At 62.8% G+C, this 21361-nt stretch carries 18 protein-coding genes; 9 read left to right on the top strand and 9 right to left on the bottom strand.

Annotation, left to right across the window (positions count from 1 at the left end; translation table 11 throughout):
• Positions 1-477 precede the first annotated feature (477 nt).
• Positions 478-2448: a methyl-accepting chemotaxis protein gene (locus tag JQ567_RS00005; RefSeq protein WP_212436909.1), complete on the bottom strand. Its 1971-nt coding sequence runs from the start codon at positions 2446-2448 to the stop codon at positions 478-480.
• 492 nt (positions 2449-2940) lie between these two features.
• Between JQ567_RS00005 and JQ567_RS00010 the strand changes: the two genes are divergently transcribed.
• From JQ567_RS00010 to JQ567_RS00025, 4 genes are all read left to right on the top strand, one after another.
• Positions 2941-3426, top strand: a complete 486-nt coding sequence (locus tag JQ567_RS00010; RefSeq protein ID WP_192735652.1) for a (2Fe-2S)-binding protein — start codon at positions 2941-2943, stop codon at positions 3424-3426.
• Positions 3427-3514: 88 nt separating this feature from the next.
• Positions 3515-5854 carry a xanthine dehydrogenase family protein molybdopterin-binding subunit gene (locus tag JQ567_RS00015; protein ID WP_212436910.1) on the top strand — a complete coding sequence of 780 codons (2340 nt, stop codon included), beginning with the start codon at positions 3515-3517 and terminating at the stop codon, positions 5852-5854.
• A 145-nt stretch (positions 5855-5999) separates the two neighbouring features.
• Complete coding sequence (locus tag JQ567_RS00020) at positions 6000-6800, top strand: xanthine dehydrogenase family protein subunit M (RefSeq protein WP_212436911.1); 801 nt, start codon at positions 6000-6002, stop codon at positions 6798-6800.
• A gap of 280 nt (positions 6801-7080) precedes the next feature.
• Positions 7081-8193, top strand: a complete 1113-nt coding sequence (locus JQ567_RS00025) for a CaiB/BaiF CoA-transferase family protein (RefSeq protein WP_212436912.1) — start codon at positions 7081-7083, stop codon at positions 8191-8193.
• A gap of 137 nt (positions 8194-8330) precedes the next feature.
• Here the strand turns inward: JQ567_RS00025 and hppD are convergent, their stop codons facing one another.
• Positions 8331-9446, bottom strand: coding sequence for a 4-hydroxyphenylpyruvate dioxygenase (gene hppD, locus JQ567_RS00030; RefSeq protein WP_212436913.1), 1116 nt, complete (start codon positions 9444-9446; stop codon positions 8331-8333).
• A 124-nt stretch (positions 9447-9570) separates the two neighbouring features.
• Here hppD and JQ567_RS00035 point away from each other — a divergent pair, with 124 nt between their 5' ends.
• Together JQ567_RS00035 and JQ567_RS00040 are read left to right on the top strand one after the other, a co-directional pair.
• Positions 9571-10047 carry an Lrp/AsnC family transcriptional regulator gene (locus JQ567_RS00035; protein WP_192735657.1) on the top strand — a complete coding sequence of 159 codons (477 nt, stop codon included), beginning with the start codon at positions 9571-9573 and terminating at the stop codon, positions 10045-10047.
• 97 nt (positions 10048-10144) lie between these two features.
• Complete coding sequence (locus JQ567_RS00040; RefSeq protein ID WP_212436914.1) at positions 10145-10456, top strand: DUF1272 domain-containing protein; 312 nt, start codon at positions 10145-10147, stop codon at positions 10454-10456.
• A gap of 147 nt (positions 10457-10603) precedes the next feature.
• Here JQ567_RS00040 and fahA read toward each other — a convergent pair whose 3' ends face one another.
• From fahA to JQ567_RS00065, 5 genes are all read right to left on the bottom strand, one after another.
• Positions 10604-11878, bottom strand: a complete 1275-nt coding sequence (gene fahA / locus JQ567_RS00045) for a fumarylacetoacetase (protein ID WP_212436915.1) — start codon at positions 11876-11878, stop codon at positions 10604-10606.
• A gap of 173 nt (positions 11879-12051) precedes the next feature.
• The gene (gene hmgA / locus JQ567_RS00050; protein ID WP_212436916.1) at positions 12052-13398 is read right to left on the bottom strand and encodes a homogentisate 1,2-dioxygenase; all 1347 of its coding nucleotides are present in this window, start codon (positions 13396-13398) and stop codon (positions 12052-12054) included.
• A gap of 2 nt (positions 13399-13400) precedes the next feature.
• Entirely contained in the window at positions 13401-14357 is a 957-nt protein-coding gene (locus tag JQ567_RS00055; protein WP_212436917.1) for an MBL fold metallo-hydrolase, read from the bottom strand.
• A gap of 154 nt (positions 14358-14511) precedes the next feature.
• Complete coding sequence (locus tag JQ567_RS00060) at positions 14512-14739, bottom strand: DUF2783 domain-containing protein (RefSeq protein WP_212391303.1); 228 nt, start codon at positions 14737-14739, stop codon at positions 14512-14514.
• On the bottom strand, positions 14736-16361 hold the full coding sequence (locus JQ567_RS00065; RefSeq protein WP_212436918.1) for an FAD-dependent oxidoreductase: 1626 nt from the start codon (positions 16359-16361) through the stop codon (positions 14736-14738). The genes JQ567_RS00060 and JQ567_RS00065 overlap by 4 nt, the downstream gene beginning before the upstream one ends.
• Positions 16362-16618: 257 nt before the next feature.
• Between JQ567_RS00065 and JQ567_RS00070 the strand changes: the two genes are divergently transcribed.
• On the top strand, positions 16619-17056 hold the full coding sequence (locus JQ567_RS00070; RefSeq protein WP_249165149.1) for a MarR family winged helix-turn-helix transcriptional regulator: 438 nt from the start codon (positions 16619-16621) through the stop codon (positions 17054-17056).
• A 216-nt stretch (positions 17057-17272) separates the two neighbouring features.
• Here JQ567_RS00070 and JQ567_RS00075 read toward each other — a convergent pair whose 3' ends face one another.
• Positions 17273-17617 (bottom strand): RidA family protein, encoded by a 345-nt coding sequence (locus JQ567_RS00075; RefSeq protein ID WP_212436920.1) that lies wholly within the window; start codon positions 17615-17617, stop codon positions 17273-17275.
• Positions 17618-17647: 30 nt separating this feature from the next.
• Positions 17648-18454 carry an N-acyl homoserine lactonase family protein gene (locus JQ567_RS00080; protein ID WP_212436921.1) on the bottom strand — a complete coding sequence of 269 codons (807 nt, stop codon included), beginning with the start codon at positions 18452-18454 and terminating at the stop codon, positions 17648-17650.
• A 386-nt stretch (positions 18455-18840) separates the two neighbouring features.
• Between JQ567_RS00080 and JQ567_RS00085 the strand changes: the two genes are divergently transcribed.
• Together JQ567_RS00085 and JQ567_RS00090 are read left to right on the top strand one after the other, a co-directional pair.
• Positions 18841-20409, top strand: a complete 1569-nt coding sequence (locus JQ567_RS00085) for a caspase family protein (protein ID WP_212436922.1) — start codon at positions 18841-18843, stop codon at positions 20407-20409.
• Positions 20410-20545: 136 nt separating this feature from the next.
• Positions 20546-21223, top strand: a complete 678-nt coding sequence (locus tag JQ567_RS00090; RefSeq protein ID WP_212436923.1) for an OmpA family protein — start codon at positions 20546-20548, stop codon at positions 21221-21223.
• The last annotated feature ends 138 nt before the right edge of the window (positions 21224-21361 follow it).

A 21361-nucleotide genomic window follows, 5' to 3' on the forward strand; every position in this document is an offset into this window, starting at 1 on the left:
CTCCTGATCAGCTTTTGGCCTTTCAGGAACTTGACACCAGCAACGGGGTGTCAGGACCACACGACTTCGCCGTACGCCTCAGTGCCGTTCGTCGCCAGCACTTCAGCGTCCACCGCAACCCGTCCAACGTCCGTGACGACGGCCGACGCCCTCTGAGTGGGACGGGATGGGCGAATATATGCCCCTGACTTTCCTTCTGGTAAACAGAAATATTTTTTATTTCAGGGCTTGACACACCTTCCGAAAATCAGAACTGATTTGCCCGTCGGGTTGATTTGTCGCAGGCGACGGCGATATTTTCTATTGCGAGCGAAGCGACTCAAAGCAGAAGCAATACTATTCATCGTCGTCCCGGCTTTGAGCCGGGACCCATACTCAGCGGCCGTGATGATACGGCGAGTTGGCAGAGATTTTTCAAACAACAAACAGCGGTGGCTATGGGTTGGCCGGGACGACACCGGTGTTGTGGCGATGTCCTCACGCCGCGCGGATATTCGCCATGAAGCGGTCGAGTTCTTCGCGCAGCCGCGTGCTTTCGCTCGACAGCGTGCGCGCCGAATGCAGCACCTCTTCCGAGGCCGTACCGGTTTCGGTCGCGCCGCGATTGACCTGCATGATGCTGGCGGCGGCTTCCTCGGTGCCTTGCGCGACGTTCTGGACGCTGCGCGCGATTTCCTGCGTCGCCGTGCTCTGCTGCTCGACCGCGTCCGCAATCGTCGTGGCGATGTCCGAGATCTTGCCGATGGTGCCGCCGATTTCCTTGATCGCCGCGACCGATTCCTGGGTCGCGCCCTGCATGCCCGAGATGTGATTGGAGATCTCGTCGGTCGCCTTCGCGGTCTGGCTGGCGAGCGATTTGACCTCGGAGGCGACGACGGCAAAGCCGCGGCCGGCATCGCCGGCGCGGGCCGCCTCGATGGTCGCGTTCAGCGCCAGCAGGTTGGTCTGCTCGGCAATCGCCGTGATCAGCTTGACCACGTCACCGATCTCTTGTGCGGCGCGCGACAGTTTTCCGATGCGGCTATCGGTCTGTTCGGCCTGGCGCACCGCGGCTTCCGCAATCTGGCTGGATTCCTTGACGCGGCGGCCGATCTCGTCGACGGAGGCCGACAGCTCCTCGGTCGCGGATGCCACCGATTGCATGTTGCCGGAGGCTTGTTCCGAAGCGCCGGCGACCTGGCTCGACAGGCTCTGGGTGGTTTCCGCCGTTCGCGTCAGCGTTCCCGCCGAGGCTTCCAGCTGCACGGCCGAGGCCGAAACGTTGGAGACGATGGCGCCCACCGCGGCCTCGAACTCGTCGGCAAAGCGAATGAGTTCGGCGCGGCGCGCGGCGCTGCTCGCCTTGTTCTGCGCCTCTTGCGTGGCGGCGTCGCGTTCGGCCTTGGCGACCGCCTGGACCTTGAACTCCTCGACCGCGCCGGCCATTTCGCCAAGTTCGTCCTTGCGCCCGAGGCCGGGCAGCACGACGTCGAAATTGCCGGCGGCGAGTTCACGCATCGCACCGCACATTGCGGTCATCGGCTTGGAAATGCCCTTGCCGAGCAAGAACGCCCAGACACAGCCGAGCAGGAAGCCGCCGGCCGCCAGGATCAGGATCAGCCGTTCGGTTTCGCCAATGCTCGCGTTCGACTCGGCCTCGAGCCGTTTCTGATCGGCCAGCAGGCTGGACTTCATGACGGCAGCGCCCTTGCTGATCGCGGTGACGGAATCCGTCATGTCGAGCGTCAGATCGTCGATTTCCTTGGCGTTGTGAATCAGCTTGGCGAGCGCCTCCCGGTAGGCTTCCAGAAGTCCGGCGACCTCCTTGAGGTCAGCCACGACCTTTTCATTCTTCGAGGAAATCGACTTCAGCGAGTTCTCGACGAATTTCAGACGCGCCAACGCGCTGGCGGCCACCGCCTTGTCCGAATTGATGACAAACGTGTTGACCAGTGCGGTGACGGACTGAAACTGCTCATAGACCTTTTTCGCGCCGAGACTGATGACCTGCTGCTCGGACTCCTCGGCGTTGCTGGGAAGATCGTCGAGCTTGTAGTGCAGCGACATGCCGCTGCGTGTGAGCTGGTTCTGGGTGATCCGCGCGCTCTCGTCCTTGACCTTGACGACGTCGGCAAAGATCTTGGCAAAGGCGCGGAATTCCCGCTCCAGCTTGGCGAGCTGTTCAAGCCGGCCTGGATCCGTGGTGCCCTTCATCGAGGCGATAATGGCTGCCTTCAGGCTGGCTTCGGCCGCCAGCGTCGCCTTGCCATCCTCTTCCTTGGCCGTGACCACGAAATAGCGGGCGAGCGAACTATAGGAAATCAACTCGCGGTCGATGTCGCGCGCCAGGTCGGCTTCCTGCACGCTGCGCCGGTAGGCGTCCACACCTGCGGAAACGTGTTCAAATCCCATATAGGCAATGCCCATGCTGGCCGCCGAGATGGCCAGCGTCACGGCAAAACCAAGCATGATTTTGGCGCGGAATCGAAAGGTTGGGAGTTTGATCGAGAACAAGCCCGTACGTTTCTTAAATCCCACCTCAAGCCCCCCGTTTTCATTCTGAAAACCCGGATCGGGAGGCCCTGCCCCCGATCCAGTGCGCAAAGATAGGGCAGAATGGATAAGGCTGGGTAAACTCCGGCCCCCACTCCCGTGGATTGCATCGCCGGAAGCGCGCATTTTTGGCTTGGGTCGCACCCGTGGGGTTCGGACGATCGACGCAAATATGATGCGGTGCGGTGTGGACGAGACCTCACCCCGTCAATTTACCTTCCATCGCGTGCGGCGCTTTGAATTCATTCCGGCCCGACCGCCGCATGACGGCCGAAGAATCGGCTTGGCCGACGCCGCGTCGCCGCGAGGATGTCATCACAATGACAAGGGCGACCAAAATCCTAGTTGCAAGTTCCCTCGCCCGTGTTTCTAATTGGAATAATTATAAAACATCGGGAGGTATCACGCGTGTCTACCATCAAATTGACGGTGAACGGCAAGGCTGTCTCAGCCGACGTCGAGGACCGGACCCTCCTCGTCCATCTGCTGCGCGAAAACCTGAACCTGACCGGCACCCATGTCGGCTGTGACACCAGCCAGTGCGGCGCCTGCGTCGTCCATATCGACGGCCGGGCGGTCAAATCCTGCACCGTGCTGGCGGGCCAGGCCGCCGGGTCCAACGTCACCACCATCGAGGGCATCTCGAAGGGCGACGAATTGCACCCGATGCAATTGGCGTTCCGCGACAATCACGGCCTGCAGTGCGGCTATTGCACCCCGGGCATGATCATGTCGTCGATCGATATCGTGAATCGCCATGGCGGCAAGCTCGACGAGGAAACCGTCCGGCAGGAGCTGGAAGGCAACATCTGCCGCTGCACCGGCTACCACAACATCGTCAAGGCGGTGCTCGATGCGGCCGGACGCATGAAGGTCTCGCAGGCAGCCGAATAGCTGCCGCAGGCCACCAAACCAGCATTCAAAGGCCGCTTCGTTTCGATGGAAATGGCGGAAACAATAACTCCGGTTGGGAGGACAGGACATGGGCGTTGAAGGCATTGGCGCAAGCGTTGTGCGCAAGGAAGACCGCCGTTTCATTACCGGCAAGGGCCGTTACGTCGACGACATCAAGATTGTGGGCCTGACCCACGCGCACTTCATCCGCAGCCCGCACGCCCACGCCAAGGTAAAGAGCATCGACACGTCAGCGGCGATGGACATGCCCGGCGTGGTCGGCGTCCTGACCGGCCAGCAGATCGTCGACGACAAGGTCGGCAACCTTATCTGCGGCTGGGCCATTACGTCGAAGGATGGCACTGGCATGAAGATGGGCGCATGGCCGGCGATGGCGCCGGAGACCGTGCGCTTTGTCGGCCAGGCGGTCGCGGTCGTGATCGCCGAGACCAAGAACCAGGCCAAGGACGCCGCCGAAGCCGTCGTCGTCAACTACGAGGAACTCCCGGCCGCCGCTGATATTCGCGCGGCCATCAAGGCAGGCGCGCCGCAGCTTCACCCTGAAGCGCCCGGCAACGTGATCTACGACTGGACGATCGGCGACGAGGCCGCCACCGAAGCCGCGTTCAAAGCGGCGGCCAACGTGGTTTCGCTCGACATCACCAACAACCGGCTGGTGCCGAACGCGATGGAACCGCGGGCGGCGATCGGCGAATATAATGAGGCGGAAGAGCACTTCACGCTCTACACGACCTCGCAAAATCCGCATGTCGCCCGTCTTGTGCTGTCGGCGTTCTATAACATTGCCCCGGAGCACAAATTGCGGGTGGTGGCGCCCGACGTCGGCGGCGGCTTCGGCTCCAAGATCTTCATTTACCCTGAGGAGATGGTGGCGCTGTGGGCCTCCAAGAAGGTGGGGCGGCCGGTGAAGTGGACCGGCGATCGCACCGAGGCTTTCCTGACCGATGCCCATGGCCGCGATCACCTGACCAACGCCGAACTGGCGCTCGACGCCGACAACAAGATCACCGGCTTGCGCGTCAAGACCTATGCCAATCTCGGCGCCTATATGTCGCTGTTCTCGTCGTCAGTGCCGACCTATCTCTACGCGACGCTGTTGTCGGGCCAGTACAACATCCCCAACATCTTCGCCGAGGTGATCAGCGTCTACACCAACACCACCCCGGTCGACGCCTATCGGGGCGCGGGCCGGCCCGAAGCGAGTTTCGTGGTTGAACGGCTGCTGGAGACGGCGGCGCGGCAGTTGAAGGTCGATCCGGCGGAATTGCGCCGCAAGAACTTCATCACGCAATTCCCGCATCAGACGCCTGTCATCATGGCCTACGATATCGGCGATTTCGGCGCCTCGCTCGACTCGGCGATGAAGGCGATCGACTACGCCGGCTTCCCGGCCCGCAAGGCGAAGGCCAAGTCCGAAGGCAAGCTGCGCGGCATCGGCCTCTCCTGCTACATCGAGGCCTGCGGCATCGCGCCCTCGAAAGCGGTCGGCAGTCTTGGCGCCGGCGTCGGCCTGTGGGAATCCGCGGAAGTCCGCGTCAACCCGGTCGGCACCATCGAGATCCTCACCGGCTCGCACAGCCACGGCCAGGGCCATGAAACCACGTTCTGCCAGCTGGTGGCCGAACGCCTCGGCGTTCCCATCAGCCAGGTGCAGATCGTCCATGGCGACACCGACAAGGTGCAGTTCGGCATGGGCACCTACGGTTCGCGCTCGGCCGCGGTTGGCCTGACCGCGATCCTCAAGGCGATGGAGAAGGTCGAGGCCAAGGCGAAGAAGATCGCCGCCCATGCGCTCGAAGCCTCCGAAAGCGACATCGTGATCGAGAACGGCGAGTTCAAAGTCACCGGCACCGACAAGTCGATCGCGCTGCCGATGGTCGCGCTCGCCGCCTACACGGCGCACAATCTGCCCGACGGCATGGAGCCGGGCCTGAAGGAGGGCGCGTTCTACGACCCGACCAACTTCACCTTCCCGGCCGGCGCCTATATCTGCGAACTCGAGGTCGATGCCGCCACCGGCAAGACTTCCTTCGTCAACTTCGTGGCGGCGGACGATTTCGGCCGGCTGATCAACCCGATGATCGTCGAGGGCCAGGTCCATGGCGGGCTCGCCCAGGGCATCGGCCAGGCGCTGCTCGAAGGCGCAGCGTATGACAGCTCGGGTCAGCTGCTGACGGCGTCGTTCATGGATTACGCCATGCCGCGCGCCGACGATCTGCCGTCGTTCAAGCTGAACCACACCACGACGCTGTGTCCGGGCAACCCGCTCGGCGTCAAGGGCTGCGGCGAGGCCGGCGCGATCGGTGCATCCGCCGCCGTGATCAACGCGATCACGGATGCGATCGGCAACAACAAACTCGAAATGCCGGCGACGCCTGATCGCGTCTGGCACGCCATTCACGGCTAATTCTCGTCATTCCGGGGCGACGCAAAGCGTCGAACCCGGAATCTGAAGCACGGCTAACTCCTCGAGATTCCGGGTCTGCGCGCAAGAGGCGCGCATCCCGGAATGACGGAGGAGACCAAAGAGCAAAATTTCAGGGAGTACCATCATGTACGAGACAATCTATCATCGCCCCTCCTCGGTCGACGAAGCCGTGGCGCTTTTCGGCAAAGGCTCGGATTCGAAATATCTCGCCGGTGGCCACACGCTGATCCCCGTGATGAAACAGCGGCTGGCCGCGCCGTCCGACGTGATCGATCTCGGCAAGATCAAGGAGCTGATCGGGATCGAAGCATCAGGCGATACGCTTGTTATCAAGGCGGCCACGACCTATTTCGACATCATGCAAAGCGCTGATGTGAAGAAGTCGATCCCGGCGATCGCCTACCTCACCTCGGTGCTCGGCGATCCCGCGGTCCGCTACCGCGGCACGATCGGCGGCTCGATCGCCAACAACGACCCGGCGGCGGATTTTCCGGCGGCATTGGTCTCGCTCGGCGCCACGGTGAAAACCAACAAGCGCTCGATAGCGGCGGATGATTTCTTCATGGGCCTGTTCACGACGGCACTGGAAGACGGCGAGATCATCACGCAGGTCGCGTTCCCGATTCCGGCCAAGGCCGGTTACGAGAAGATGCGCCACCCCGCCTCACGCTTCGCGCTGACCGGTGTGTTCGTGACCAAGACCAAGGCCGGCGATGTCAGGGTTGCCGCGACCGGAGCATCGCAAAACGGCGTCATGCGAGTACCGGTGATCGAGACAGCGCTGAAGGCGAACTGGTCGGCCGGCGCGCTCGACAGCGTCAAAGTGTCCGACAGCGGCATGCTCGCCGATATCCATGGCTCCGCCGCCTATCGCGCCAACCTGGTCAAGGTGATGGCGCAGCGCGCGGTGACTGCGGCGGGCTAATAACGTCTAGACACAAGTTCCCATGCAAGCGGCGCGTGCGAGCCCGGTTCTGATTAAATCAGAACCGGGCCCTGCGCTTTGTTTTGACGCGTTTCTTCACGCGAACCGGCGGCCCACCCCGGATCAAGTCCGGGGCAGGCCTTCGCTCAAAACGCTATGGATATGCGCGCCGCTCTGCATTTGGTCAGATTCTCGACGAAAGAAGCTTGCCACGCCTTCCCTAAGGCGAGACAATTTAGCTAATCAGCTAATTAAAAATACCACTTCGGGAGAACAAGACGTGCTCGACAAACCCGCCGCTCAATCCGCAGTTCGCGCCTCCGGCCCGCTCGCAGGCTTTCGCATCGTCGAGTTCGCGGGCATTGGCCCGGGTCCGTTCGCCTGCATGATGCTGGCCGACATGGGCGCGGAGGTCGTGACGCTCGACCGCGTCGGCGCCAAGAAGAATTTGAAATCGGTGGCGGGCCGTGGCCGCAAAGTCGTCGAACTCGATTTGAAGGACAAGGCCGCGGTCGGCCAAGTGCTCGATTTGCTCGCCAATGCCGACGCGCTGATCGAAGGCTTTCGTCCCGGCGTGATGGAGCGGCTGGGGCTCGGGCCCGACGTCGTGATGGCGCGCAATCCGCGGCTGGTGTTCGGCCGCATGACCGGCTGGGGCCAGGAAGGCCCGCTGGCGCAGGCTGCCGGCCATGACATCAATTACATCTCGGTCACCGGCGCGCTCGCTGCGATCGGCACGAAGGAAAAGCCGGTGCCGCCGCTTAACCTGGTCGGCGATTTCGGCGGCGGCGCGCTCTATCTCGTGGTCGGCATTCTTGCCGCACTGCTGGAAGCGTCGAAATCCGGCAAGGGCCAGGTGGTCGATGCCGCGATGTGCGACGGCGCGGCGTCGCTGATGTCGATGTTCTTCGACATGACCGCGATCGGCCGCTGGACCGAAGGACGCGATCAGAATTTCCTCGACGGCGGCGCGCATTTCTATGGCGTCTACGAATGCTCCTGCGGCAATTTCATTTCGATCGGATCGATCGAGCCGCAGTTCTACGCCCTGCTCCGCGAACACGCCGGCCTGACCGACGCCGATTTCGACGCCCAGATGGACCGCAACGCCTGGCCGGCGCTGAAGGAAAAACTCACAAAAGTGTTCAAGAGCAAGAGCCGCCAAGACTGGTGCAAGATCATGGAAGGCACCGACATCTGCTTCGCGCCGATCCTGACCATGGCGGAAGCGCCGAAGCATCCACACAACGCCGCGCGCAAGATTTTTGTCGAACGCCACGGGGTTACGCAGCCCGCGCCGGCGCCGCGGTTTTCGCGGACGCCGTCGGCGATCCGGGATGCGGAGAAGGCGGAGATTGGGGAATTGACCAGCGCGTGGAGGGCGGGGAGGTAAAATCTCTCCGTCGTCCCGGCGAACGCCGGGACCCGTAGCCACCAGCGGAAATGATATGGCACGCTGGTCGTTGTCTTCCTTTTCCAACAACATTGGCCGCGGCGTATGGGTCCCGGCCTTCGCCGGGACGACATGAGCTACGCCGCGTCCACCTTCAACACACCCCTTCGAATCTGATCCTCCTCGATCGATTCGAACAGCGCCTTGAAATTGCCTTCGCCAAAGCCGTCGTCGCCCTTGCGCTGGATGAATTCGAAGAAGATCGGTCCGATCGCGTTCGCCGAGAAGATCTGCAACAGCACCTTGGTGTGGCCGCCTTCGACGACACCCTCGCCGTCGATCAGGATGCCGTCACGTTGGAGGCGTGCGACGTCCTCGCCATGCCGGGGCAGCCGTGCATCGATCTTCTCGAAGTAAGTCAGCGGCGGTGACGGCATGAACGGCAAGCCGTCGGCGCGCAGCGTCTCCACCGTGCCGTAAATGTCGCGCGCACCGCAGGCGATGTGCTGGATGCCCTCGCCGCGATAGGTGTTGAGATATTCTTCGATCTGGCCGGAATCGCCGGCGTCCTCGTTGATCGGAATCCTGATCTTGCCGTCCGGGCTGGTCAGCGCGCGCGAGAACAGGCCGGAGGCGCGCCCCTCGATGTCGAAGAAACGGATCTGGCGGAAGTTGAACAGCTTTGCGTAGAAGCCGGTCCAGACATCCATGCGGCCGCGATGGACGTTGTGGGTGAGGTGATCGATGTAGAACAGGCCGGCGCCGGCGGGACGCGGGTCTTTGGCGCCGAGCCATTCGAACTCGCTGTCATAGGCCGAGCCCTTGGCGCCGTAGCGATCGACGAAATACAGCAGACTGCCGCCAATGCCCTTGATGGCAGGAACGTCGATCGTCTTCTGCGCTGACGGGATACCCGCGGGCTCCGCGCCGAGCGAGATCGCGCGTTCATAGGCCTGCCTGGCGTCCACCACGCGGAACGCCATCGACGGCGCGCAGGGGCCGTGGGCGGCCACGAAACTAAAACCATGGGTGCCGGGTTCTTCGTTGACGAGGTAATTGATGTCGCCCTGGCGATAGACCGTGATGTTCTTGGTCCTGTGGCGGGCGACCGGCGCATAGCCCATCAGCTTGAACAGCGCGTGCAGCTCTTCCGGCCGGGGATGGGCGTATTCGACGAACTCGAAGCCGTCGGTGCCCATCGGATTGTCGGCGCTCACAGTGGCGGCCGGCGCGTCGTGCGGAAATGGACCCATGGCGGAATCTCCTTCTTGATTTGATCCTTGGAGTTTCCGCCAGATCAGGCGCAATGTGCATGCAAATGGCGGCGGGATTGGCTATGGTGGCGCACAGTTCGTGCATCAAATGGGCATTTCACGCATGATCCCGGTAGACGCTTTCGACCTCAAAATGCTGGCCGCGCTGCAGGACGACGGCCGGCTGACCAACCAGCAACTGGCCGATCTGGTCGGCCTGTCGGCATCGCAATGCTCGCGGCGGCGGATGCGGCTCGAAGAAGAGAAAGTGATCGCGGGCTATCACGCCGACCTCGCCTCCGAGGCGCTCGGCTTCAATTTGATCGCCTTCATCCACATCACGCTGGCGACGCATTCGCCCGACAACGCCAAGAAATTCCGTGCGCTGGTGGGCCGCGTCGACGCGATCCAGGAGGCCTATTCGCTGACAGGTGATGCCGATTATCTCTTGAAGGCGGTGCTGCGCGACCTCAAGAGCCTGTCCGACATCGTCAACAACGTGCTGATGCCGCACCAGAGCGTGGCGCATGTGCGCTCGTCGATCGTGCTGGACCGGCTGAAGGAAAGCGCCAAGCTGCCGTTAAAGGAATTGGCGCGGTAGAATTTGATGCACATGGCCGAAATCGAGGGGTATTCGCCATTCGCTTTCGACGACCAGTTTGCGATGATCCAGCTTGAATCAACGCAAAGAGACGACCATGGCGCTGCAACTCCGGCCGAACTGCGAATATTGCGACAAGGATCTGCCGCCGAACGCGACGGAGGCGCGGATCTGTTCCTATGAATGCACGTTCTGCGCTGACTGCGCCGACAACAAGCTGCACAATGTGTGCCCGAACTGCGGCGGTGGCTTTGCGCCGCGGCCGATCCGCCCCGCGCAGGAATGGCGGCCGGGACTAAGCGTTGCGAAGCGTCCGCCATCGGACAAGCGCGTGCATCTGTCCTACAGCCTCGACGAGGTCGCGACGCATTCGGCGCGAATCAGGGCCGTTCCGCCGCAGGAGCGGTGACACTCTGGTCGTCCCGGCGAAGGCCGGGACCCATACGCCGCGGCCCATCGTTTAAGAAAGCTGTTTGACGACTTCCCATAACCACAGCTGACCGGGATTATGGGTCCCGGCGTTCGCCGGGACGACAGCGTCTAATATTCAGTACTACTACCCCGCCGGCGTGATCGTGCCTTCGACCTCGCCGAAACCGACGCGGTAGCCTTCGCCCTGGCACCAGCCGCGCATCACGAGCGAATCGCCGTCTTCCAGGAACGTACGCTTGACGCCGCCGGGCAACTCAATCGGCTCGGTGCCGTTCCAGCTGATCTCCAAAAGACTGCCGCGCTGATCCTTCTCCGGGCCGGAGATGGTGCCGGACCCTAAGAGATCGCCGACATTCATGGCGCAGCCGGACGAGGCGTGGTGCACCAATTGCTGCACCGACGACCAGTACATGTACTTGAAATTGGTGCGGCAGATGCCGGCGGCCGCGTTCATGGTGCCAGCGCGCAGGGCGACGTCGAGCTGCATGTCGTAATTGTTCGGCTGCGCCTGGCGCAGATATTCCAGCGGCTGCGGATCCTGTGCGGGACCCTGGACGCGGAACGGCTCCAGCGCCTCGCGCGTCACGATCCACGGGCTGATCGAGGTCGCAAACGCCTTGGCCTGGAACGGCCCGAGCGGCACATATTCCCACTGCTGGATGTCGCGCGCGCTCCAGTCATTGAGGATCACAAACCCGAAGATCATCTCTTCGGCCAGTTTTTCCGTCAGCATCTCGCCGATCGCCGACGCCTGTCCGATGACGACGCCCATTTCCAATTCGAAATCGAGCCGTTTACACGGCCCAAAACTCGGCACGTCGGCCGTCGGCGGCTTCAACTGCCCGCGCGGCCGGCGCACCCTGGTGCCACTGACGACGACGGTGGACGCGCGGCCATTGTAGCCGATCGGCATATGCAGCCAGTTCGGCTGCAGCGCATTGTCCTTGCCGCGGAACATGACGCCGACATTGGTGGCGTGCTCCTTGGACGAATAGAAGTCGGTGTAGCCGGAAACCGCGATCGGCAGATGCAGCGTGACATCCGCCATCGGCACCAGCGTGCGCTGGCGCAGTTTTTCATTGTCGCGCAGCTCGGGATGATCGTGGCGCAACAGCTCGCTGATCCGCGCCCGCGTCCGCGACCACACTTCGGGGCCCAGCGCCATGAACGCGTTGAGCGATGCGTTCGCGAACACGCCGGGTTCGACGACGTCGATCCGGCAATCCTGCGCGAGCTGCCAGAGATCGAGCACATAGTCGCCGATCGCAACGCCAACGCGCGGGGCGAGCCCGTCCTTGGCGGAGAACACGCCGTAGGGGAGATTCTGGATCGGGAAATCCGACGCGGGATCAACCGGGATGAAGGATTTCAGTTTGGGATCGTTGGGGTGGGTGGTCACTTTGTGCTTCGTCCTTTCTTCCTCTCCCCTTGTGGGAGAAGGTGGCGAAATCGACCGGAGGGAGATTGCGCCGGATGAGGGGTTCTTTCCGCGGAGACAGACCCCTCACCCGTCTCGAATGAGCTTCGCTCATTCGATCCACCCTCTCCCACAAGGGGAGAGGGCAAGAACCGTCACGGCTTGTTCGGATCGAATCGCTTCTCCAGTCCCTGCCAGCAATCCGCGTAGTCGTCCTGCAAGGTCGCCGACTTCGCCGCGTGCGCGGTGACGCGCTGCGGGTAGCGGGTCTCAAACATGAAGGCCATGGTGCCTGTCAGCTTCACGGGCTTCAGCTCGCCGTTGCTGGCATGATCGAAGGCTTGGCGATCCGGGCCGTGCGGCAGCATCATGTTGTGCAGGCTGATGCCGCCGGGGACAAAGCCTTCCGGCTTGGCGTCGTAGACGCCGTAGATCAGCCCCATGAACTCCGACATGATGTTCATGTGGTACCAGGGTGGACGGAAGGTGTTTTCCGCGACCGCCCAGCGCTCCGGGAAAATGACAAAGTCGATGTTCGCAGTGCCTGCGGTTTCCGATGGCGAGGTCAGCACCGTGAAGATCGAGGGATCCGGATGGTCGAAGCCGATGGCGCCGACCGGCGAGAAGGTGCGCAGGTCGTATTTATAGGGCGCATAATTGCCGTGCCACGCCACCACGTCGATCGGCGAATGCGGCAGCATCGTCTTGAACAGCGAACCGCCCCATTTCACGAACAGTTCGGTCGGCGTGTCCTTGTCCTCATACGCCGCCACGGGGGTGAGGAAGTCGCGCGAATTGGCCAGGCAATTGGCGCCGATCGGACCACGTTCGGGCAGCGTGAAGGCGCCGCCATAGTTCTCGCAAAGGTAACCACGCGCCGGGCCGTTGGTGAGCTCGACGCGGAATTTGACGCCGCGCGGGATCACGATGATCTCGCCGGGCTCGGCGTCGATGCGGCCAAACTCGGTGACAAGGCGCAGATTGCCCTGCTGCAGCACGAACATCATCTCGCCATCGGCATTGTAGAAATGCTGATCGACCATCGATTTCGTGATGAGATAAACGTGAGCCGCCATGCCTCCTTGCGTGTTGGCGTCGCCTGCGGTCGTCATGGTCTGCACGCCCTGCAGGAACGTCATGTCTTCTTTCGGAATCGGCGCCGGATCCCAGCGCAATTGCGCGATCGGCAGTTCGTATTCGTGGCATGGCGCGGTGCGCCACAACCCGGCATCGGCCTTCTCAAAACGTCCCGAATGCTTGACCGAGGGGCGAATGCGATAAAGCCACGACCGCTCGTTGGCGCCGCGGGGCGCGGTGAAGGGCGAGCCGGAAAGCTGCTCGGCGTAGAGCCCATAGGCGCAGCGCTGCGGCGAGTTGCGGCCGATCGGCAGCGCGCCGGGCAGCGCCTCGGTCTCAAAGCTGTTACCGAAGCCGGACATGTAGCCCGGCGTGACGCCAACGGTGCTGCGCGAGATCGCATCGGGCGAGGTGTTGATATTCATGGTCATCCTCCTCCTTGCAGGGCGGCCCACATTTCCTGATCGCGCTTGTCGGTCCAGATCACGGGATCGTCGATCCCCGAAGCCTCGTCGAACGCGCGCGAGACGTTGAACGGCAGGCAGTGCTCGTAGATCGCAAAGCTGGAAAATTTCGGGTCCATCACCTCGCGCGTCGCCGCCATCGATTCTTTGAGGTTGCGGCCCCTGGCGACCGAGGTCTCGGCCGCGCCATAGAGCGTGGTGACGAAGTCCCGCGTCATCGCGATCGCATCGCGCCCGGTCGAAAGGCCCTTGAGCGCGTCGCCGCGGCCAGGCGCGATCGCCTTGGGATTGAAGGCGCGGATTTCGTTCAACGTCGTCGGCCATTCGCGCAAATGCGCATCGCCGCAATAGCAGGCCGAGTGATATTCGATGAGGTCGCCGGAGAACATCACTTCGGCATCCGGCACCCAGGCCACGATGTCGCCGGACGTATGCCCCGCGCCGAGCTGCATCAACCGCACCTCGCGCTTGCCGAGATAGATCGACATCTCGCCTTCAAAGGTCAGCGTCGGCCAGGTCAGTCCGGGAATGCTCTGGGCATCCTGGAACAGGCGCGGGAAGCGGCCATATTCGGAATCCCAATCCTGCTGGCCGCGCTCCTCGATCAGGCGATAGGTTTCCGCCGAGGCGACGATGCCCTGCGCCTTGTAGGCGGAGGCGCCGAGTACGCGCACCGCGTGGTAATGCGACAGCACGACATATTTGATCGGCTTGTCGGTGACGGTGCGCACCCGCTCGATCACTTTATTCGCCATCGCCGGCGTCGACTGCGCATCGAACACCAGGCAGCCATCGTCGCCGACGATGATCGCCGAGTTCGGATCGCCTTCGGCGGTGAAGGCGTAGAGATCAGTGCCGATCTCGGAAAAGGTGATCTTCTTTTCCGCCATGTCCGTGGTGGACGCGAAACCCTTGGCCATCAGTTCAATTCCTTTACGTTAGCTCTATCCCCGTCATTGCCTGCAACAAACGCAAAGCGTTTGTGCAAGGCGTAGCGAAGCAATCCATTGTCACCTCGCTTGCGGAGGGATGGATTGCTTCGCTGCGCGCGCAATGACGGCATGTTCAAACTTTTCATTGTTGCTGCTGCTGTTGCTGCTGGCTGGCATCGAGCATCCGCCGCTTGGCGAGTGCGATGGCCTCGTTCAGCACCGCGATGTCGCCGATATGGTTGGCGAGCACCAGAACCAGCGCGGCGTCGAGGTCGGCACTTTGCGCCTCGCTCAACCCGCGATGCGCCTCCACGATGGCGCGGAAGGCGTCGTCGGGTTTTGCGAAATTCGAACTGGTGGACAGCGTCATGACAGTCCTCGATTGAGACCCGCCGCGCGCGCCAACGCCGCGTCCAGCGCCGGCCGGGTCGGATGCCGGAAGCGCGCGGCGACATAGCCGTCGGGCCGCAGCAGATAGGCGGTGCCGGGCTCGGCGTCGTAGCGCGTACCCGCAAGGCCCCTGGTGTCGGCAAGGCCGTCGTCGCCGCCGATGCGAATAGTTTCCACGCCTTCAGGCGGATCGATCGCGGCACCGTTGCCGAATTCCAGCAACGTGAATTGCGCTCCCTTGCCAACGAAGGCTTCGGTCAGAAACATCGGCTGGCCGCTCGCTGCCGCAATCGGCGCATCCGGCATCGACGCGCCGGGTCGCGGGCCACCGCGCCACGCATCGCGATCGGCGGTCGACAGCGGCGTGTCATAGGTGGAAGGCACCGACAGCCGTCCGCCATTGACCATGCGCTTGCCGAATTCGGTTTCCTTGGCCAGCGACAGCACCGCCTTGCGCAGCCGCGCCTCCTGTTGCGACACCGGCGCCATGAAATCGGTCGAGCGCGTGGACTCGCGGATGTTCTCGTCCGCCGCGGCGCTGCGTTCGGTGTGGTAACTCTCCAGCAGCGCTTCCGGCGACGACCCACGCAAGACACGATCGAGTTTCCACGCGATGTTCTCGGCGTCTTCGAGGCCTGAATTGGCGCCGCGGGCGCCGAACGGCGAGACCTGGTGCGCGGCATCGCCGGCAAAGATCACGCGGCCGTGCAAGAACTTCTCCATCCGCCGGCACTGAAACTTGTACAGCGAGATCCATTCGAAATCGAACTTGTCATGGCCGAGCATGCGCGCGATCCGCGGCCGTACATTTTCCGGGCGCTTCTCGACGACAGGATCAGCATCGGGATGCAGCTGCAGGTCGATGCGCCAGATGTCGTCCGGCTGCTTGTGCAACAGCGCGGAGCGCCCGGCGTGGAACGGTGGATCGAACCAGAACCAGCGCTCGGTCGGGAACGCCGCCGTCATCTTGACGTCGGCGATCAGGAATTGATCTTCAAACACTTGCCCGGCGAATTCCGCGCCCACCATCTGCCGCAATGACGAGCGGGCGCCGTCGCAGGCGACGACGAAGCCGGCATGCAGCCGGTACGGTCCGTCAGGCGTTTCGATCGTCAGCAGCACATGGTCGTTGCGCTGTTCGAGGCCGACCACCTTGTTGCGCCAGCGCAGGTCGATGCCGGAAAGCTCCTGGACCCGATCGACCAGATAGGCCTCGGCATAGAACTGCTGCAGGTTGATGAAGGCGGGCCGCTTGTGGCCCTCCTCCGGCAGCAGGTTGAACTGGTAGAGCTGCGAGGCGCCGTGAAAGATCTTGCCGACGCTCCAGACCACGCCCTTGTCGACCATGCGCTGGCCGACGCCGAGCCGGTCCCAGAATTCCAGCGAACGTTTGGAGAAGCAGATCGCGCGCGAGCCCTCGCCGATCCGGTCGGCATCATCGAGCAGCACCACGGATTGGCCGCGTTGAGCGAGATCGATCGCCAGCGACAGCCCGACCGGCCCGGCGCCGACCACGACGACGGGATGTTCGGCCACATCAGCACCCGCCCGATCCTGGTCGGGGTGCCTGCGGTAGCCGAATTGGGTTTTGGTCTGGACCATTGGAAGGTTTACTCTGGCCAAGGGTGCGCGGACTTGCTAAATTAGTCGCATCTGCAACTATCTTAAACCCGCTGGCGCCCCCGGCGTCAACTCAAATTGGAGCGATTTTGGCCAACGCGTCGTCCAGCGAGAACAGCGCCCGATCCCGATCCGCGCCCGACAGCGGCGCGCGCAAAGACGGGGATAAGGATGGAACGCCTGCGAAAGCCGCAAGAAACGGCGGCCGTCTCGACCTCTTCAAATTCGTCCCCTTCCGCCTGAACCGGCTGGCGGCGGAAGTCTCCTCGGCGCTCTCGGCCGAATATCAGGCTCGGTACGGGCTCGACATTCCGGAATGGCGCGTACTGGCGACGCTGGGTTTCCGCGTTGAGCCCTGCAGCGCGCAATACATCGCCCATTGCACCCGCACCCATAAATCGACCATCAGCCGCGCGGTCACCACGCTGATGAAACGGCAGATGATCGAGCGCGTCGAGAACGAAGAGGACCGCCGCGAATTCCGGCTGCGCATGACCGGGAAAGGCAAGGCGCTGTACGAGGAGCTGATCCCGCGCCTGCTGCGCCGGGAACAGGAGATTTTGTCGTGCCTCTCCGCGCCGGAGCGAAAGGCGCTGGCGGCGCTGCTCGGCAAGATCGAGGCAAGCCTCGATCTCGTTCAAACCAGCGCAGAGGCCGACGCGAAGGAAGCGTATTAGGCACTCTCTCCACGTCATTGCCTGCAACAAACACAAAGCGTTTGTGCAAGGGAGCGAAGCGACGAAGCAATCCATGCCTCAGCACGTGGAGATATGGATTGCTTCGCGGAGCCTGTCATCGGGCGCGCATTCGCGCGACCCGGTGGCTCGCAATGACGGGGAGACAGCCGCGCCTCCGAAGAGCGATCGGTGCGAAGGAAGCCTACTCACCGCCGCCTACTTCGTCGCCGTCACCACGATTTCCACGATATGCGGCGGTTCGAGCTCGACGCCGAGGCAGGCGCGCATCGGCGGGTTACTGGTATCGACCCATTCATCCCAGGCGCGGTTCATCTCGCTTTTGCGCTTCATGTCGCTGATGTAGACGATCGCCGAGAGGATCTTGCTCTTGTCCGAGCCGCACAGAGCAAGGCTCTCGTCGATGCGGGCGAGCGCCTTGACGCTCTGCTCATACATCGACGGGGTGACAGGATCGGGCGCGACCGCCACCGTGAGCACCAAATCATTGTGAACGACGGCGCGGCTGCGGGTGGGCGTGAGGCCGGGAAAGCGCTCGATCATGGCTGATTCCGTTGCATTACGCGTGTGCTCCTACTTCACGAATGATCGCGACGGCGCGAGGTGCAACGCAAACGCATCGACCTTGTCGCTGGCGCGCGGATAGATCTCGCTGACGATCGGATCGTGGCCGGGAATGAACCGGTCGGGATGGCCGGCCAGCCGCTCGACAATCTCCCAGCCCTGCACCATGTCGCCGACATTGTAGACGATCGGAAATGGGCTGCGCTTCTGCAGATTGGCGTAGTAATGCGCAGCGTCCGAGGCCAGCACCACCGGCCCGCGCGCGGTCTCGACCCGCACCACCTGCAAACCATCGGAATGGCCGCCGACGCGGTGCACAGTCACACCCGGCGCGATCTCGCCGTCGCCATTATGGAACGTGACGCGCTCGCCATAGACATGGCGCACCATCAGCGTGACGTGCTCAACGGAGAAGGGATGGCGGATCAGGCCGTTGCACATGCAGCGCCCGGTCGCGTAGCTCATCTCGCGATCCTGCAGATGAAACCGGGCGCCGGGGAAGCGATCGAGATTGCCGGCATGGTCGTAATGCAGATGGGTGACGACGACGTCCTTGATGCTTGACGCCTTGACGCCGAACGCTTCCAGCGCATCGACCGGATTGAGGTTGAGCTTGCGCGACCGCGCCTTGGCTTCCTCGGCGTTGAAACCGGTATCGACCAGTATCTCGCGGCCGTGGCCGCGGATCAGCCAGACGAAGTAGTCGAGGTCCTGCGCCGTGGTGTCGTGCGGATCCGGTATCAGGAAATTCAGATGAGGGGTGCGCGGCGACATCGTCGCATAGCGCAGTGCGTAGATTTCGTAGGCATTTCCCATCGGTGTCACTTTTCTTGAGGTTTGAGTTTTGGCCGACGTCCGCAACAAGCCATCGTCATCCGCAAAGGTCAAACCGGCACAGGGCGACACACCCAATGTGCGACCGGTTACACCGCTGATGGCCGGCCGGGCGCCAGGGCCATAGCTGGCCCCGGGAAGGGCCCACGCACGCAACCACCGGATGATCACGCACCGCAACGTCACGACGAACGGGATTTATTCCCCTTCAATCCCCAAGGGTTCGTCGCGGTGAATTGTCGCAATTAACGCCGCCTTCGCAAGTGGTTGACGGCCTGCGGGGCCCGTTTGATAATGCGGTTTGCGTGGAGTATGGTCGCCGCGGCGCAAGCTGGGATCGGCGCTTTTTTGGCTGGACTGCGGTGATAATGAAAATCCGCCTTGCATTGCTGCTCACAGTGATTTTTTCCGTGGCGTCGATCGCCCCGTCGTTCGGGGCCGGCGAGCGTTTTGCGCTGGTGATCGGCAATTCGAAATATCCGGACGCCGAAGCGCCGCTGAAAGAGCCGATCAACGACGCGCGCGATATCGCCGAAGAACTCAAGCGCGATGGCTTCAACGTCGATATCGGCGAAAACCTCACCGGCGACGGCATGCGCCGGGCCTTCGAGCGCCTGTACGGGAAGATCAAGCCCGGCTCGGTCGCCCTGATCTTCTTCTCGGGTTTCGGCATCCAGGCGAACCGCCAGAGCTACATGATCCCGGTCGACGCGCAGATCTGGGCCGAGGCCGACGTGCGCCGCGACGGCTTCAGCCTCGAGATGGTGCTGGGCGAGATCAACAGCCGCGGCGCCGGCGTCAAGATCGCCCTGGTCGACGCCTCCAGGCGCAATCCGTTCGAGCGCCGGTTCCGCAGTTTTTCCGCCGGACTTGCGCCGGTGATTGCGCCGAACGGCTCTCTGGTGATGTATTCGGCGGCCCTTTCGTCGGTCATTTCGGATAATGGCAGCGATCGCAGCCTGTTCGTGCGGGAACTGCTCAAGGAAATCCGCACCCCCGATTTGATGGCCGAGGAAACTTTGAATCGCACCCGGGTCGGCGTCACCCGCGCCTCGCGCCAGGAACAGGTGCCGTGGATTTCGTCGTCGCTGGCCGAGGATTTCTCCTTCATTCCGGGTGGTGCAGGGCCGAAGCCTTCGAGCCCACCGCCGGCCCCGCCTCCAGTCGTCGCCGCCCCCTCCCCGCCGCCGGTCGCAGCAACGCCCTCCCCGGCCCCGGTCGCCGCCGCTCCGTCGCCTCCTCCCGCTCCGACACCGGCGCCTGCTCCGGCACCTCCTCCCGCCGGAGCCCAGGTGGCCATTGCGACGCCGGCACCGCCGCCGCCTGCACCGCCGCAGCCGCCCGCTCTGCCGCAGCCGCCAAAACAGATCGAAGTCACAATCCCGCCGCCCGCTCCGCCGGCCAAGCCGACCGAGAGCAACACGGCGATCGCGGCGCTCGCCGATGATCCGACGATCAAGAGCCTCACGGCCAGGCTCAACGACAACCCCGACGATGGGGCCGCGCTGTATCGGCGGGGTCAGGTCTATGCCAGCAAGGGCGCCTACGAACTCGCTATCAAGGACTTCAACAATTCGCTGCGGCTCAACCCGAAGGATGTGGAAGCCTACAACAATCGCTGTTGGGCCCGCACGGTCATCGGCGACCTGCAGGCCGCGCTGAAGGATTGCAACGAGGCGCTGCGGCTGCGGCCGAATTTCGTCGATGCGCTGGACAGCCGCGGCCTCGTCAACCTCAAGAGCGGACAGACCAAGAATGCAATTGCTGACTTCGACGCCGCGCTGAAGATTAACCCGAGATTGACCTCGTCGCTGTACGGACGGGGCGTTGCCAAGAAGCGCAACGGCTCGATCCCGGAAGGCGATCTGGATATCAGCAACGCCAAGGCGATGGATCCGAATATCGTTAAGGAATTCGCCGATTACGGGGTACAGTGACGATTATTTGACGCTAAGTGCCAACCTCCTCGAACCGGCAGGCGGGCGGCTAGACTAACCGTAATAGGCCGCGACCGGATTGGTCCGGCAGCTCATTTGAATCACGTTTTGGAACCACGCGCAGGAGGGACTGGTAATGTCACAGAGCTCTGGAACGAAGACCCTGACCGGAATCCTTTCGATCGCGACGCTGGGAGCCGCACTTTCCTTTGGTATGGCCAGCGCGGTTGCCGAGGAGAAGGCCAAGGACAAGAACGTGACCGAGGATCAGATCCTCCGCGCGCTGGCGCCGGAAAAGAAGCCGCTGACCCGCGGCCTGTCGGTCGGTCCGCAGCAGGTTGATCAGGCCGCAGTTGCCGCCGAAGGACAATTCGTCCAGAAAATCCGCGGCCGCTCGACGCGGTCGCTGTCGTTCAGCGAGCGTGAAGAGATCGCCGCGATCGTCAAGGACAAGCCCAAGATCGATCTGGAAATCAACTTCGACTACAACTCGGCCGATATCAGCCCGAGATCACTGGCATCGGTTCAGGCGCTCGGCCGCGCCTTGTCCAATTCCGACCTGAAAGGCTCGACCTTCGTGGTCGCCGGTCACACCGACGCAGCCGGCGGCGAAGGCTACAACCAGGACCTTTCCGAACGGCGCGCCGACGCGATCAAGCGCTATCTGGTCGACAAATACGGCATCAACGGCACCGATCTGGTGACCGTCGGTTACGGCAAGAGCAAGCTGAAGGACCCGAACCAGCCGATGGCAGAAGCCAATCGCCGCGTGCAGGTTGTGAACATGGAAAACAAGGCCACTGCGTCCAAATAGCCTGTTCAAGTAGGGCGTGGCGTTGACCTAGATTTTCCGGCTACAATGCGTCCCGCAGCACCCTTGCGGGACGCATTTTGTTTTGGGTTCATTGTGATTTTTCGGTGAACCGGATGCACCCCGCTTCATTTGACTTCC

The organism is Bradyrhizobium sp. AUGA SZCCT0431 (assembly GCF_018131065.1).
Taxonomy (GTDB): Bacteria; Pseudomonadota; Alphaproteobacteria; order Rhizobiales; family Xanthobacteraceae; genus Bradyrhizobium.

Bases quoted from the DNA above. Each gene is read 5' to 3' on its own strand.
- JQ567_RS00020 (WP_212436911.1), top strand. From the start codon at position 6,000: ATGTACGAGACAATCTATCATCGCCCCTCCTCGGTCGACGAAGCCGTG.
- JQ567_RS00005 (WP_212436909.1), bottom strand. From the start codon at position 2,448: ATGCTTGGTTTTGCCGTGACGCTGGCCATCTCGGCGGCCAGCATGGGC.
- JQ567_RS00015 (WP_212436910.1), top strand. From the start codon at position 3,515: ATGGGCGTTGAAGGCATTGGCGCAAGCGTTGTGCGCAAGGAAGACCGC.
- hmgA (WP_212436916.1), bottom strand. From the start codon at position 13,398: ATGAATATCAACACCTCGCCCGATGCGATCTCGCGCAGCACCGTTGGC.
- JQ567_RS00035 (WP_192735657.1), top strand. From the start codon at position 9,571: ATGATCCCGGTAGACGCTTTCGACCTCAAAATGCTGGCCGCGCTGCAG.
- JQ567_RS00085 (WP_212436922.1), top strand. From the start codon at position 18,841: ATGAAAATCCGCCTTGCATTGCTGCTCACAGTGATTTTTTCCGTGGCG.
- JQ567_RS00065 (WP_212436918.1), bottom strand. From the start codon at position 16,361: ATGGTCCAGACCAAAACCCAATTCGGCTACCGCAGGCACCCCGACCAG.
- hppD (WP_212436913.1), bottom strand. From the start codon at position 9,446: ATGGGTCCATTTCCGCACGACGCGCCGGCCGCCACTGTGAGCGCCGAC.
- JQ567_RS00075 (WP_212436920.1), bottom strand. From the start codon at position 17,617: ATGATCGAGCGCTTTCCCGGCCTCACGCCCACCCGCAGCCGCGCCGTC.
- JQ567_RS00055 (WP_212436917.1), bottom strand. From the start codon at position 14,357: ATGGCCAAGGGTTTCGCGTCCACCACGGACATGGCGGAAAAGAAGATC.
- JQ567_RS00040 (WP_212436914.1), top strand. From the start codon at position 10,145: ATGGCGCTGCAACTCCGGCCGAACTGCGAATATTGCGACAAGGATCTG.
- JQ567_RS00080 (WP_212436921.1), bottom strand. From the start codon at position 18,454: ATGGGAAATGCCTACGAAATCTACGCACTGCGCTATGCGACGATGTCG.
- JQ567_RS00060 (WP_212391303.1), bottom strand. From the start codon at position 14,739: ATGACGCTGTCCACCAGTTCGAATTTCGCAAAACCCGACGACGCCTTC.
- JQ567_RS00090 (WP_212436923.1), top strand. From the start codon at position 20,546: ATGTCACAGAGCTCTGGAACGAAGACCCTGACCGGAATCCTTTCGATC.